The sequence below is a fragment of the Mycobacterium aquaticum genome (genome assembly GCF_002086485.1).
Classification (GTDB): Bacteria; Actinomycetota; Actinomycetes; order Mycobacteriales; family Mycobacteriaceae; genus Mycobacterium; species Mycobacterium aquaticum.
In genome coordinates this window covers 34,147-49,132 of record NZ_MVHF01000010.1, presented here as the reverse complement: position 1 = coordinate 49,132, position 14,986 = coordinate 34,147, and the positions used below count along the sequence as shown (strand labels likewise).

11 protein-coding genes are annotated in these 14,986 nt (G+C 66.6%); 9 read left to right on the top strand and 2 right to left on the bottom strand.

Annotation, left to right across the window (positions count from 1 at the left end; translation table 11 throughout):
• Nucleotide 1 precedes the first annotated feature (1 nt).
• The 7 genes from BST13_RS12745 to BST13_RS12715 are packed head-to-tail and all read left to right on the top strand — an operon-like array spanning nt 2 to nt 8,618.
• Nucleotides 2–649: a hypothetical protein gene (locus BST13_RS12745; RefSeq protein ID WP_083164316.1), complete on the top strand. Its 648-nt coding sequence runs from the start codon at nt 2–4 to the stop codon at nt 647–649.
• Nucleotides 642–1,994 carry a glutamine synthetase family protein gene (locus tag BST13_RS12740; protein ID WP_083164314.1) on the top strand — a complete coding sequence of 451 codons (1,353 nt, stop codon included), beginning with the start codon at nt 642–644 and terminating at the stop codon, nt 1,992–1,994. The genes BST13_RS12745 and BST13_RS12740 overlap by 8 nt, the downstream gene beginning before the upstream one ends.
• Nucleotides 1,991–2,752 carry a gamma-glutamyl-gamma-aminobutyrate hydrolase family protein gene (locus BST13_RS12735; RefSeq protein ID WP_083164312.1) on the top strand — a complete coding sequence of 254 codons (762 nt, stop codon included), beginning with the start codon at nt 1,991–1,993 and terminating at the stop codon, nt 2,750–2,752. Before BST13_RS12740 ends, BST13_RS12735 begins: the two co-directional genes overlap by 4 nt.
• Nucleotides 2,749–5,133, top strand: a complete 2,385-nt coding sequence (locus tag BST13_RS12730) for an AMP-binding protein (RefSeq protein WP_083164310.1) — start codon at nt 2,749–2,751, stop codon at nt 5,131–5,133. Before BST13_RS12735 ends, BST13_RS12730 begins: the two co-directional genes overlap by 4 nt.
• Nucleotides 5,130–6,251, top strand: a complete 1,122-nt coding sequence (locus tag BST13_RS12725; protein WP_083164308.1) for a Zn-dependent alcohol dehydrogenase — start codon at nt 5,130–5,132, stop codon at nt 6,249–6,251. Before BST13_RS12730 ends, BST13_RS12725 begins: the two co-directional genes overlap by 4 nt.
• Entirely contained in the window at nt 6,248–7,711 is a 1,464-nt protein-coding gene (locus BST13_RS12720) for an aldehyde dehydrogenase family protein (protein ID WP_083164306.1), read from the top strand. Before BST13_RS12725 ends, BST13_RS12720 begins: the two co-directional genes overlap by 4 nt.
• A gap of 28 nt (nt 7,712–7,739) precedes the next feature.
• Nucleotides 7,740–8,618, top strand: a complete 879-nt coding sequence (locus BST13_RS12715) for an NAD(P)-dependent oxidoreductase (protein WP_083164304.1) — start codon at nt 7,740–7,742, stop codon at nt 8,616–8,618.
• A 67-nt stretch (nt 8,619–8,685) separates the two neighbouring features.
• Here the strand turns inward: BST13_RS12715 and BST13_RS12710 are convergent, their stop codons facing one another.
• Nucleotides 8,686–9,906, bottom strand: a complete 1,221-nt coding sequence (locus BST13_RS12710) for a PucR family transcriptional regulator (RefSeq protein WP_051578867.1) — start codon at nt 9,904–9,906, stop codon at nt 8,686–8,688.
• Nucleotides 9,907–10,730: 824 nt separating this feature from the next.
• Nucleotides 10,731–10,892 (bottom strand): hypothetical protein, encoded by a 162-nt coding sequence (locus BST13_RS39045; protein ID WP_158087146.1) that lies wholly within the window; start codon nt 10,890–10,892, stop codon nt 10,731–10,733.
• A gap of 332 nt (nt 10,893–11,224) precedes the next feature.
• On the opposite strand from BST13_RS39045, the gene BST13_RS12700 reads away from it, so the two are divergent.
• Together BST13_RS12700 and BST13_RS12685 are read left to right on the top strand one after the other, a co-directional pair.
• Nucleotides 11,225–12,232, top strand: coding sequence for an AAA family ATPase (locus tag BST13_RS12700; RefSeq protein ID WP_083164300.1), 1,008 nt, complete (start codon nt 11,225–11,227; stop codon nt 12,230–12,232).
• A 63-nt stretch (nt 12,233–12,295) separates the two neighbouring features.
• Nucleotides 12,296–14,686 carry a S8 family peptidase gene (locus BST13_RS12685; protein ID WP_245839553.1) on the top strand — a complete coding sequence of 797 codons (2,391 nt, stop codon included), beginning with the start codon at nt 12,296–12,298 and terminating at the stop codon, nt 14,684–14,686.
• Nucleotides 14,687–14,986: the final 300 nt, after the last annotated feature.

The window sequence follows — 14,986 nt, the reverse complement described above, 5'->3', positions numbered from 1 at the left end:
ATTGGACGCCACCACGATCCCCCCGGCTCCGGTCACGACAACAATCCGTGTCGAGATCGCCCACGATGCCACGCCCATCGTCCGACTGCTCGGCCGGACCCTGCGTGACGCCGTCCGCACCGGAGACGCCCCCGACGTGCTCGGACACGGCGCCGGGACGGTAGCGGTCCGCTCCCACGACACCCCGCAGGCCGCGACCGTGACATTCTCCGACGGTGCCGTGACGGTGACCGGTGGCGTGTTCGCACCGACCGATGCCACGGTGGTCGTCGATCTCGACGCGCGCCTGGCGACCGTCAGCACCGAAGGCGACGCCGACCTGGCCGACGGGCTGTCGACCGCCCTGCGACCCCCGCTGCCGTCGTGGCAGGAGGCGGCCACCCGATTCTGGGACCTGACCCGCGGCATCCGCGGCATCCCGGACGTCCTCGTGGCGGTGGCCGATGGCCCCGGCGGCCCGCAAGAGGCCCGGTTCGGCGCCGGCCCCACCTGCTACCGCATGGTCGCCACGCCCGACGTGCTGACCGGTGTGTTCACCGGCTCCGACTATCTCCTCTCCGCTCTGGACCGCGGCCTGCGGGTTCAGGGCACGCTCTCACAGCTCTCGGTCATGACGGCCGCCTCGTGGAAGGTTCGATTCGATGTCTGAGCTCACCCTGCCCAGAACGGCCACCAAGGCGATCCGGGTGGAGGCCACCAATCACGACGGCAGCTTCATGGGTAAGAACGTCACTGCTGCGAAGTTCGCGTCCGGCAAGGATTCGGGGTTCGCCTTCGCCGACATCCTCTTCGCGATCGACATGGGCACCGACTTCGTTTTCGGCGACGCCTTCCCCGACTGGCGCGGCAACCTCTACGACATCGCGCTGGTCCCGGACATGAGCACGCTCGTGGAGTGGAAGCCCGGGATGGACTCCGTGATCGGTGACTTCTGGATGAGGGACGGCCGGCCACTACCAATCTGTCCGCGCAACATGGTGCGCCGCCTCGCCGACCGGCTCAGCGCACTCGGCTACAGCGCCACCGTTGCGGTGGAAATCGAGACGACCCTGTTCGAGGAATCCATCCAGGAAGCGCGGGCACGCGGCTACCGCGACCTCACCCCGCTCGGCGGGGACACCGGGTCCGCCTACAACCTCGCGCGGTCCAAGGACTGGATCGACTACATGGAGGCTGTCACCGACCGGCTCGACTCGCTCGGCATCACCTGGGAGGCGTGGACCGACGAGGCCGCGCCCGGTCAGACCGAGTTGAACATCGCACCCGCCGACCCGGTGGCGCTCGCCGACGCCTGGGTGCGAACCAAGCAGGTCATGCGCGAGGTCGCGTACGAACAGGGGCGGTCGGTCACCTTCATGGCGAAACCGACCGCCGGATTCGGGCAGGGCGCCCACGTCAACCTGTCGCTGCAGCGGGACGGCGTGAACCAGTTCTTCTCCCCCGACGGGCCGTCCGAGGTCATGCTGCAGGCCATCGGCGGGCTGATGGCCACCATGGCCGGCAACACGTTGCTGGCGATGCCGCAGATCACCTCGTACCGGCGCCTCGTCGACATCTCGGGGCCACCCACCACCATGAGCTGGGGCATCAACAACAAGACCGCGGCGCTGCGGGCGATCGTCGGGCACCCCAAGTACTCGCGCCTGGAATACCGGGTGCCGGGTTCGGATGTCAATCCGTACTACGCGCTGGCGGGTGTGCTGGCCGGGGTCGTCGCCGGCCTCGAACGCGAGATACCGGCCCCACCGCCGTGCGATGACATGGCGTGGTCCCTGCCCGACGACACCGGGGTCGCGCGGATCCCCGACACGATGACGAAGGCCATCGCAGCTCTCGACGGCGACCCGCTGCTGCGCGAGTACCTGGGTGACGAGTTCGTCGAGTTCTGGGTTGCGTCGCGCCGGTGGGAGTGGATGCAGTTCCACACCAAGGGCGGCGACCCGTATACCGAACTCTCCGCGTGGGAGTCCCACCGCTACTTCGAGTTCACATGAGTCGCAAACCGCTGATCGGGATAACCGGCCGCCGATTCCAGCTGGGGCTGATCGCCGGGATGGACGAACGGTACGGAGGCGAGTCCATGGACTCCTTCATGTCAGCGTTCGCAATCCGCATCGCCAACGCCGGCGGCGTGCCCGTGCACCTGCCCTACGACGCCGATCCGGCCGACGCTTGCCAGTGGCTGTCCGGGGTAGTGGTGACCGGCGGGCAGGACGTGCATCCGGCACGGTGGGGCGGCGACACCACCGTGGTCCGCGACGTCGACCCCCGGCTTAATCCGAACGCGCATGACACCGAACGCGATGAGTACGAATTCACCCTGACCCGCACCGCGATTGATCACGGTATCCCGTTGCTGAGCGTGTGCCGCGGCCTGCAGGTCCTCAACACCGCGCTCGGCGGGACCCTCGTCGCGGATCTGCCGCCCGGGCCGATACCGCACCTGTCGCTGCGGGCCGCGCCCACCGACGGGGACGCCGCCCATGTGGTGGTGTTCGAGCCCGGGTCGACGGCCGCGCGGATCTTCGGCGACAGCGCAGTCACCAACTCGTGGCACCACCAGGCCGTTGACCAGTGCGCCACGGGGCTCATCGTTACCGGCCGCACCTCTGACGGGGTGGTCGAGGCGGTAGAGGCGCCCGATGCGCCGATCCTCGGGGTGCAGTGGCACCCCGAGTGGATGGAACGCGACGACCCGGCATTGACCTGGCTCGTCGACGAATCGAGAAAACAGCTGGAGGCCGCCAAATGACCATCGACACCACACATAGGGCACCGGGGCGACCCGCCGTCGCCGCCGACGAGATCGGGGCCGTGCCGCGGGTGCGCACCGTCACCGGCCTGCTCGCCGACGGCGCCGCCCGCACACCGGAGGCCGAGCTGCTGCGTTTCGGCGAGCAGTCGTGGACCTATGCGCAGGCTGACGCGTCGTCGTCGCGGCTCGCGCACCGACTGATCGCGACGGCGGGCGTGGCCCCAGGCGACCGGGTCGCGATCATGCTGCCCAACGTCGCGGGCTGGCCGCTGACATGGCTGGCGGCGCTCAAAGCCGGCGCCGTCGCGGTGCCCGTCAACTCGGCGTACCGCGCGGCCGATCTGCAGTTCGTGCTGCAGGATTCGGGCGCCCGCGTGATCGTCACCGACGCTGATCACAGCCCCCTGGTACGTGAGGTGATCGCCGCAGTTCCCGGCCTCGCCGACGTGACGATCATCGATATCGCCGACAGCAATGCGGGGTTCCCCGCGACCGCCCCCGAGGTCGTGATCGGTCCCGACACCCTCGCCAACCTGCAGTACACCTCGGGCACCACCGGGTTCCCGAAGGCGTGCATGCTGACCCACGATTACTGGACCAGAATCGCGTGGACCTGCGCCGCGGCCGCCGGACTCGGCCCCGACGACGTGCTGCTCACCGCCCAGCCCTTCTCCTACATGGACCCGCAGTGGAACACGGTGGTCGCCCTCACCACCGGTGCCGCACTGGTGGTGCTACCGCGGTTCTCGGCATCGGGCTTCATGACAGACGTGCGCCGGCACGGTGTGACGTTCTGCTACGTGCTCGGGTCGATGCCCACGCTGCTGTTCAAGCAGCCGCCCGGCCCTGACGATCGGGACAACCGGCTGCGCGCCGTGTTCTGCTCGGCCATCCCGGTGGCGCTGCACGCCCAGCTCGAGGAACGCTGGGGCGCGCCCTGGCGTGAGCTCTACGGAATGACCGAGAGCGGCATCGACATGATCAGCCCGCTCGCCGACACCGCGGCCGTGGGCAGCGGAACTCTCGGACGTCCCATGCCCACCAAGCACATCCGGATCGTGGACGCCGACGGCGCCGACGTCGCTGCCGGCACGCCCGGCGAGCTGACCGTGTCCGGCACACCGATGATGCTGGGCTACTGGAACCGGCCCGACGAGACAGCGCGGGCCCTGCACGGCGGGTGGCTGCACACCGGCGACCTGGCCGTCGCCGACGACCGCGGCGACATCCGCCTGGTGGGCCGCATCAAGGACATGGTGCGCCGCGGCGGCGAGAACGTCGCCGCCGCGGAGGTGGAGGCCGCACTCGAACGCGACGACGCCGTCGTCGCGTCCGCAGTGGTCGCCGAACCCGACGAGATGCTCGGCGAGGAAGTCAAAGCATTCCTGCAACTCGCGGCCGGCCTGCCGGCCGACCGGGCGACGGCCGAGGCCATCGCCGAAAGGGTCTCGGGGCAGCTCGCGCGGTTCAAAGTGCCGCGGTACATCGAATTCGTCGCCGACTTCCCCCGCACACCGTCCGAGCGGGTGTCCAAACCCGCACTGAAGGCCCGGGCCGCCGAATCCCCCGGCACCGTCTTCGACCTGCGCGCACCGGCCCCGGCCCAGACAGGTGCGGCTGAGCACGTGGTCGTCGACATGGTCCACGACGTCGCCGTCATCACTCTGCGGCGCCCGGCGAAACTCAACGCGCTGACCATCGAGATGCGGCGGCGGTTGGCCACGCTCATCCGCGAGTACGGCACCGGCGAGCGGGCCCGCGGCATCGTCCTCACGGGCACCGGGCGCGCGTTCAGCGCCGGCGAGGACCTCGCCTCACCGCCGACCACATTCGACGACATGCGCGACACCTTCGAGACCTTCCACGACATCACCCGAGCCATCCTGCAGACCCGGGTACCCGTGGTCGCGGCAATCAACGGCATCGCCGTCGGCGGCGCCTCGGAGATCACGCTGTGCTGCGATGCCCGCCTCGGCACGCCGGCGACCACCTATTTCCAACCGGAGAATGGGCGCGGCCTCACGATCTCCAACGCCTCGAGCGTGCTGCTCCCGCGGATCGTGCGCAATCACGCGATGCGGATGGTGCTGGGCTCCGAACGCATCGACGCCAACGAGGCGCTGCGCATCGGGCTGCTCGACGAGATCGTCGACCAATCCGATTTGCTGGACCGAGCCGTCAGCACCGTCCTGGCCTGGACGCCGGAAGGCGTCAACAACACCGCTCTGCACCTGGCGCTGCTGCGTCCGCCGCTCGAGGAGATCGAACACGCCTTCGCGCTCGAGGACGCCGCCGCCGACGAATCGTGGAACAGCGGGGCGTTCAGCGCCGGCATCGCCGGGTTCTGGAGCTCCAAAACGTCTGGAGGACAACGATGATCACCACCCGCGCGGCCGTACTCACGACGGTGGGTGAGCCGCTGCACCTGACCGACATCGTCGTCGACGATCCCGAGCCGCACGAGGTCCGGATCGCCGTCACGCACGTCGGGCTGTGCCACAGCGACCTGCATTACATGACCGGTACCGTCGACACCGAGCTGCCGGTGGTGGTCGGGCACGAGGTGGCGGGCATCGTCGAATCCGTCGGCTCGGCCGTCACCGGCCTATGCCCCGGGGATCTGGTGACTGGGGTCCTCACCCCGTCATGCGGCCAGTGCGCCAACTGCAACGCCGGCCGCTCCACACAGTGCCAGCGCCAAGACGAGATCCGTCGTCGCACCCGCCCCGCGTACGCCCTGCCCGACGGCACCCCGCTGGCTCGCCTGGGCGATATCGGTGCGTTCTCCGAGCACATCCTGCTGCGTGCGAACGCCGCGGTGAAACTGCCCGACGACGTGCCCACCCGGGTGGGCTGCCTGCTGTCCTGCTGTGTCGTGACCGGTGTCGGCGCGGTGTTCCGCGGCGCACAGGTGCGGCCCGGGTCCACGGCGGCGGTAATCGGCTGCGGCGGTGTCGGCTCGGCGATCATCCAGGGCGCGCGGCTCGCCGGCGCATCGGCAATCGTCGCCATCGACCTCGACGAGGCCCGGCTGAAAGCCGCACGTCGCTACGGCGCCACCCACACGGTGAACGCCGCCGAGGACGTCCCCGCGACGGTACGCGAGCTGCTCGGCGACGGCGTCGACTATGCCTTCGAGGCCGTCGGCTCCGCCCGGACCGCTGCCACCGCACTTGCCGTCACGCGCCCGACCGGCACCGCCTGCCTCGTGGGCATCGCCCCCGACGGCACGCAACTCGCGCTGCCCGCGTCCGACTTCTTCTTCAGCGAGAAGCGCCTCATCGGCTCCTACATGGGTTCCGGACAGGCGCGGGAGGACATCACCCAATTCGCCCGGCTCTATCAACAAGGTCGACTGCTCCTCGACGAAATGGTCACCGAAGTCATCGACTTCGAGCAGATCAACGAAGGCTTCGAGGCGATGAAATCCGGTGACGTGACCCGCATCGTCGTCGCCATGCCCAACCGTTCCAAGACCGCGGAGATGACCCGATGACGACCACGACCACGGCACTCGCCCAGCCCCGCAGCTACATCGCCGGCGAATGGGTCGACTGCGACGCACTCGACGCGTGGAACATCGACCCGAACACGGGCGAGCCGGTGCACCGCATGGTGACCACCACGACCACCGACCTGGAGCGGGCACTCCAACACGCTCAGCGTGCGTACGACGCCGCGGACTTCACCTCAGAAGAATTCCGGCTCGAACGCGCCGACGCACTCGAGCGCGCCGCGACCAAGGTCGAAGACCGGCTCGAGGAAATCGCCCGCACCGACGCGATCACCAGCGGCACCGCGATCACCTCAACCCGCAAGCTCGCCGCCTTCCTCCCGCCCCGGATCCGCGCCGCGGCGGCCGAGGCCCGCAGAATCCCCCGTGTCACCGCGCTGGCCGCCGGCGGCCGCGACGTGCGTTTGCACCGGGTGCCGTGGGGACCTGCCGCCATCCTCACCCCGTGGAACGGTCCCAGCTTCATCCCCGCGGCGAAGATCGCCAGCGCGATCGCCGCAGGCTGCCCGGTGCTGCTCAAGCCGTCCGAGCACGCGCCGGCCAGCGCACAGGTGATCGCCGAATGCTTCGTCGACGCCGGCTTACCCGACGGTGCACTCCAACTCGTGCACGGCACCGGCGGCATCGGCGCTGCACTCACGGCCGACCGCCGGGTGCAGGTTGTCTCCTTCACCGGCGGACCGGGCGCGGGCCGGGCCATCGCCCGCGCGGCGGCTGAGGATTTCAAGGTTCTGCAGCTCGAGCTCGGGGGCAACAACCCCGTACTGGTGCTCGACGACGCCGATCTCGACGTCACTGCCGACGGCATCCTCGCCGGCATGACGACGCTGAACGGGCAGTGGTGTGAGGGCCCCGGAAAGGTCCTGGCACCGCACCGGCTGGTGCAGCCCCTGCGGCAAGCGCTGATCGAGCGCATCACGCGGTTGCGGATCGGGCATTCACTCGACGAGGGCACCGACATCGGACCGATCTCGAACGAGCCGCATTACCGGACCCTGCTCCAGCGGATCGACGACCTGCGCGGGCTCGGCGCCGAGATCGACCAGCCGGGCGAGCTCCCCGGCCTCGCGGGCTACTTTCTGTCGCCGACCATCGCCACCGGCTCCGACCCCGACCGCACGACCGCCGAGCTGTTCGGCCCGGTTATCTCACTGCACGGCGTCGGTTCGGACGAGGAGGCCCTGCACGCCGCCAACGCGCACCCGTCGGGCCTGGACGCCTACGTCTTCGGAACCGACACCGACCGCGCCATCGCCATCGGGGCCCGGATCAAGTCCGGTGAAGTGCGCGTCAACGGCGCCAAACTCGCCGACCTCGGCGACGGTTCCGCCCAAAGCTTCTGGGGCCGGTCCGGCATCGGCGGGCACGGGCCCGCGGAATCGGTGCGGGTGTTCTGCGGCGAGCGCGTCGTCGGGGTCGACTCACCCGACCTGCCGATGTAACGCACACCAACCAACACCGGAGAAAGCCATGGACAAGACCACCTCACACGACGTCGCAGTGCTGGGCTGCGGCTTGATGGGATCAGCACTCGCGCAGGCGCTCGCCCGCGGCGGCAAAACCGTCGCCGTCTGGAACCGCACGCACCAGAAGGCAGAAGCCTTGGCAGACAACGCGATAACGCCCATTCAGGAAATCGCCGAGGCCGTCCGGGCCGCGCCGCTCGTCGTCGTCTGCCTGGCCACGTACGACAATGCACTCGCCGCCCTCGGGCAAGCGTCCGACCTGACGGGCACGACCCTCGTCAACGTGGGCAGCGCCGCCCCCGCAGACGTGGAAGCCTTCGGGGTCTGGGCCGGCGAGCGCGGCGCCAGATATCTGGACGGTTCGATCCTCGGGTACCCCGAACAGATCGGCACCGACGCCACGGCGATCCTCTACTCCGGATCCGACAGCGCGTGGGCCGACCACAGCGAGAGCCTGCAACTGCTGACCCCCATGTCCGTATGGGTATCCCCTGACATCAAGATCGCCAGTGTTCTGAATGTGGGACTGGTGGGCATGTTCCTGGTCCCGGCCGTCAGCGCCTTTGTGGAGGCAACGACCTACATGCGCGGACAAGGAGTCGATCAGGCCGTTCTCGACGCGCTCACGCCTGCCACGTTCGTGACCGTCCAGAGTGAGACCGCTCGGGTCGCGTCCGCCATAGACGGCGGCGATTTCACCACCGATCAAGCAACCATCGCCACCTACGCCCAAGCCCTCGACGGGGCCATCGATGTGATGACAGAACTCGGACTGACACCCCGGGTGTTCGCCGCCGCCATCGAGAATCTGAACGCCGCAGTCGACGCCGGACTGGGCGACCTCGGCTTCGCCGCACAAACAAAGATCATCGCCACCTTGTGAGCAAGCCTGCACAGATACCTCGCCGCGAGCACTGGCTGCGACTGAGGTCCGGCGGCATCGCCAGACCTCAGTCGCGCAGCTGCACAAGCATCAACGCCGCCACCACACTCGCTGCGTTCTCGGCGAGCGGCACCGGAAGAAGCTGATCGGCCCGAGCCAGCCGCCGCTCGACGGTGTTGCGGTGCGTGAACAGCCGCTCCGCTGCGGCGGAGCCATTGAACCGCTCACGGACGTAAGTCAGGACCGTCTCCCGCAATACGGGGTCAGCAGTAGCAAGATCGCCGAGTGTGTCGTTCACGAACTGATCGGCCTGCGCCATGTCAGCGGTGAGCACTGACACTAGAGCGACGTCCTCATACCGCACGACGGGCCGCGCCGATCCCAGCCGGGCGAGCATCCGCTGCGCGGCCGCGGCATCCAGATGACTGCGGCGAAATCCATCGAGATCGCGCCCGGTTCGGCCGAGGGCCACGCGGATCCCGGGGCAGACAGATAGGGCAGCCTCAACCGCCTCGACCGACGGGACACCATCCGCCGGGAACCACACCCACAGCGCGGTGGCACTCGCATTCAGGGTGAGCCGGCGCTGCACTCCGCACACCCGCATCACCGCTTCTGCGGCGGAGTCCAGTCCCTCGGCCGCGTCGGCGGAGTCGCTCCAGATGATCACGCTGAGGTGGCTGCCCGTCAGCGCGTACCCGAGGCGGGATTCTGCACGTGCGCGAGCGATCGGCGCCCCCTCGAGCAGCAGTTGCACGGTGGCATGCCGCTCCGCGCTGGCGCCCCGGGCGAGGTCCGCACGCTCCTGCTCGACGTACTCATCCAGTGCCGTCATCGAATCGTCGATGAACGTCGCCATCGACCGCTCGGACACCTTCATGAGATCCCGGAGCTCCTCGACATCTGTCGTCGCCGCGAAGCACGCATCCACCCACAGGTCCCACGCGCCGTGCTGAGCGCCCCGCCACGAACCGAGATCGTGCATGTCCATTCCCCGGCGCACCAGGTCACGCGCAAACTGCAGGACCTCGGGTTCGACACAGGGCGCGACCGCTGCCCCCGGGTCCTGCAAATTGGCCGACAGCCAATGCAACAGGTACGCCTTGCTCATGTGACGGTCAGCCGCCGCAAGCTGAGGATCCTCAAGCAACGCACGATAGGCGGCACCCTGGTGGGCGGCGGCGATCACGGAATTGACCGCCTCATTCGTCGACGCCAGCAGACGTGCAGCGACGTCCCTGATCAGCGCCGCGGTTCGCTGATCAGGTCGCGGCCATCGTGCATCCACGCTCGCACTGTAACGCCGCACGAGCACGGTCGTCCCTAAGCCCTCCCTAAGCCCCAGCGGTCGTCATGAATTGTGCCTGACGTCAGCGTTGTTGACTTTCGCACGTAAAAGAGCTCGGAGCGCCCAGGCCAACTGCGGAATTGAGCGGCATTCGCCAACACGATCACCACCGGGGTGTTACCAGCCCGCGGTCACGGCCATCGGCCCGGTCTACGGGACTGGCGAGGGGGAGTTGAAAGGAGCGTGTCACCTCCGGCACTGTCGACGAAGCCGGCTACGGAACGACAGCGGTCGAACGCCGACAGTTCATCATCGAGCTCATCCGCCCGTATCTGACTCGGCGATCCTGCAGCCATTGTCTCGACCAACTCAGAGCGATCGACCTCTGCATGGTGTCCGGCCCACTGGTGCGCGCACTGCGGAGCACTTCTTACCTCCCCCACACGATGACGCAGTTGGATTGCGACACCTGCTGCGGAACCCCGGGGACTCAGCCTGGCTTGTTGTTTGTAGCGTGGCCTCAGCGGAACGCTGCTGTGCCGTTGTGGGCGAACGGGATTGAATCGATCTCGTCTCGAATCTCCTTGAAGCGCCTCTATGCCCCGCCAGGTGGCTGCGTTGAATTAGATGGTGCGACGAAAGCCCAAGTTGGTCCCGATCACCCGGCCCAAACGAATCTGATACGCCCCCTGCGGTCGGGTTCGCACGCATTGAGTTGCCGCCCAACCCAACAGCTTCAGCGCAGCGGCAAGGACGCTCGTAAGCGGCTGGTTCACGCCCTGGAAGCCGAAGACATCGTCCAACCACCCCTTGCGTCGCAGTAGCTACGTTAGCTGCCCAAGATCGACGTGGCCGTTGTCCCATCGCAGACCGATCGTGTCTGCAGCAAGTTCGACGACATCCCACAGAGGCGACGCGGTGCGGACGTAGTAGACGCGGCTGGTGTCGTCGGGACGGACCTCTGTGAGCATGCCCAGCTCGCTCAATCTGCGGAGCTCCTCGATGACGTTGCTGCGTGAGGTCGTACCGAACAAGGGGACCTCGCTCTGATAGAAGCGGTCCTTCTGTTGCTGAGTTATCCACGCCGCGATCGGCAGCCTGCATCGACGCCCGAAGAGGCGGTCACTGATCAGTCCCCCGTCGATGGCCAGCCTCCTTGCATCTAGATACTAGATACTAGATACTAGATAGCAGGGCATCAAGCGACGAATTGTTCGCAGGCACTCCTGATTTGGGCTGTGAAGCACTCGATTATCGTCGGAGCCCGCACCTAAAGTGACGTCAAGGAGCAGCAACCGAGTCTGCGGAAGGGTTGACCGTGGCACGCAGCGACCTGCTTCGACGGCTGTTCGAGAGCTACGCGCGCGCCGACGACGCGGCGTTCCGTCGCGTCGCGAGCGAGGTCATCTCAGACGAACGCCACAAGAACCACCGCCTGTTGGCCAACGAACTCGAACGTGCTCTGGGCACTGCCAGACCTCCGGGCGGCGGCGACCCCCTGACGCTGCGGCCGATCCCGAAGAGTCGCGATGAGCGGCCCCTGCTGCGTTTGGATAAGCCTCGGCGAGAGCTCACCGAACTGGTGCTCAGTTCGGGGTTGCGGTCTGTCATCGACGAGATCGTCGTGGAGAATCAGGCTCGGTCACTGCTGACCAGTCATGCCCTGCATCCGCGGCAGCGCCTGCTGTTTCTCGGCCCGCCGGGAACAGGCAAGAGCGCCACAGCCCATGCGATGGCAGCTGAGCTCAGTTTGCCAGTGGCGACGGCATCGCTGGCGTCGTTGACGTCATCGTTTCTCGGCGACACGGCGCGCAACATCGAGTCTGTCATCAGATTTGCCGAGCAGACGCCGTGCGTGCTTTTGCTCGATGAGTTCGACGTGCTGGGGCAGGACCGTGGGCAGGCCGGTGATCACGGTGAGATGCGTCGGGTCGCTGCCTCGGTGTTGCAGCTCCTGGAGGAGGTGCACGGCGAGTCGTTGATCGTGGCGACGTCGAATCACCCGCATACGGTCGATACCGCGATCTGGCGGCGGTTCGACGATGTGCTCGGATTCGAACCGTTAAATCAGGGGCAGATCGCCGATCTCATTGAGTTGAAGCTGCGCTCGATGCATCACGATCTGTCTATCCGGTTGTGGGCTAAGCGAATGGCCGGGTTCAGTCCGGCTGAGGTGGAGATCGTGTGCGTTGGGGCGATGCGGCGCACCCTGATTGCCGAACGAACGACCGTCAACGACGGCGACATGGACGAAGCGAGCGGCGCTATGCGCCGTCGGCGCAATCTGGTGGACCATTCCCATCCGGGCGCTGCGGACAAGGGTTAAGTTGTCCGGCTGAAAAGTCCCATTCGATAGCGCTTCGGATTCGCATCCGGTAAGCCAATTGGCATGACGCAGTTGCACCTTGATGGCGGTATCGAGCATGCGCACCTACGTCTGACTCGTGCGTTGGATCCGTTTCCGCGGCTGCCGCGGCCCGGTGGTGGTGGGGGGCGAGGGCCCGCCCCCGATGCCCGCTCGCACGCCCGGGATCTCGCCCAGCAGCTCGAGAAGGTTCGTGATCGCCAGCAGTGCCGAGAGCCGATTCTCGGGATCACCCCGGAACTGGTGATGGTGATCGAGGTGATTGGCAACGTTGTAGATATCGCTGATGTCGTTGAGAAGGCAGACTTGCGCGTCCTTGGCCTCGCTGAGGACCATGCCTTGGTTGCATTCTCAAGCGACCCGGGCCTAACCGGATTCCGTGAACGTCTCGATCAGTACGCCGAAAATCTCACCAAGAGCGGCAATCCGAGATACTGGAATCTTCTCGACCCCATCATTTGCGTCCGTCCGCTCAAACCAGAAGATATCATTGACGGTGACCTCCTTGACCGTGCCAACGCCGCGGAGGCCGATCATGTTCTCCGCGTTGACATTGAATGCTGGTGCACCGACGAAGTCGCCGATACCGAACGGCGACACCAGGAAACCAAGCTCGCGATTAAGAATGCCGGCGGCACCGTGTTGGACTCCAGCTGCCGCCCGAATATCGGCTTCTCACTGATTCGGGCGGATGTTCCGGCTGGTCGCCTCGTGGATGTGGCGGCCACCGATCGTGTTAGTCGGATGAGTTTGTTGCCGCGGCCGGTCCTTGTCCATTCTGACGTTCGAATGTGGCCGGTCGAGGACCTGCCGGTCGTGCTGGACCCATCGGAGGGTGCGGCGACCGTTGCCATCGTTGACTCCGGAATTCAGACAGGACATCCCCTTCTGGCACCCGCGGTTGTCGATGCTGTCAGCGCGGTGCCAGGACTTACCGATGGCGCTGATGCGTGCGGGCACGGAAGCATGGTGGCCAGTCTCGCCTTGTACGGCTCTTTAGAGCACAAACTGGCCGAAAGGGAACCGCTGCGCCCCGCTGGACGCGTACTCGGCGTACGGGTACTCGACGAGAACAACAACTTTCCCGACGCCCAGTTGTGGCACACCCAGCTTGAGAAAGCAGTTGTCCTCGCGATTGACGCCGGCGCGCGTGTCATCAACCTGTCTCTTGGCGATGCCGGTCATCCCTACCAGGCTCCGGCGCCGCACGCGCTCGGCGCGGTGCTGGACAGCCTGATCCGCCAGTCCAACGTGGTGCTGGTCGTGTCCGCGGGCAACGTCATGGCTGAGGAACACGAGGGACCGCAGTATGCAGCGCGCTTGCTGCGTGAAGCCGACGCCAGGATTGCGCCGCCAGCGATGTCGTCGCTTTCCCTCACCGTCGGCGCCTTGGTGCCGGACGACTGGCAAGGCGCTCAACCTGTTCGGGAGAGCGTTGACCACGAATACCTTGGCCGGCCCGGCGATCCCAGCCCGATCAGTCGTAGTGGACCGGGCGTCGAATTTGCCATCAAACCCGAGCTGATGGCCCCCGGGGGTACCTACATTCACGACCGCGCAACGAACCGAGTTCGCACCCACCAGTCAAGCGGGCGGGTGGTCGCAGTTGAGGGTGCCGACCCGGAACGCCTGTTGGACCTTGATCTCGGTACCAGCTTTGCGGCGCCGCTAGTCAGTCATGCTGTGCTCAAGGTCTTTGGCCGCTATCCCTGGCTATCAGCGAATGCGGCCCGCGCGTTGGTTCTGAGCTCGGCGAACGACGTGCCGATCCTCATCGAGCATGACTCGGACAATGCCGCCAAGCGAGCCCAGCTCAACCTCAGCGGGTTCGGCCGAGTTGACGCCGAGCGTGCCGAATTCTCTGACGAACATCGCGCGGTATTACTGGCCGAGGAGTCCATGGCCCCTGATCAGGTCCATTTCTATGAGGTACAAGTACCAGACTCCTTCTATCTGCCCGGCCGCAAGCACCTCCGGGTCGCGTTGGCGTTCGACCCGGAGACACACGGGAGCAGGCTCAAGTACTTGGCCAGCCGAATGTCGGTATTCGTGTATCGCGGCTGCAATGTCGACCACATCAAGGCTAAGTACGCGGCGTCCGGTGGCGAGCCCCCGGCCGATCTGAGGAACGTGCAGGTGGAGCCATGGCCAGCGGATAGGGACAGGCTTCTGGGTGCCAATCAGGCCGCCTCCGCGTCGTGGAAGAATCGTTGGACGCGCGGGAAGCACGACAATGTGGTTGTCGTCGTGCGGAATTCAAGCCGGTGGCCGCACCCTGACTACCAGCAGGGCTACGCCCTGGCCGTGACCTTGGAGGTCGACCCCGAATCTGCGCCACCGATCTACGCTGACCTTCACGCCCAGTTCGAAGTGCTGACCGAAATCGAGATCGAAGCGGAAGCCGAGATCGGCTAGACGACCGCACTCGAGGCACCGCGGGCTGGCCGACCCAGCTCCGAAAACCCTTTGCGCGTAGTCGTTATCGTGCAGAAACGCCATCGAGAGCAGTACGGGTGTTTCTCGGGTACCAGTGAAGGAGAGTGCGGTCAGCATGAGCGGGCGAGTCCTGGTAGCGGGTCTCGGAACTGAGATGGCCGCACCGTCGTCCACAACGTGTTAGCCGAATTATGTTCTTCTATAATCATTTTGGGTGTCCGGAGTGTGCCTGACAGGACCGGACGCGTTGTGAAGTGTGCTGGCGCCATTGCGGCAGGC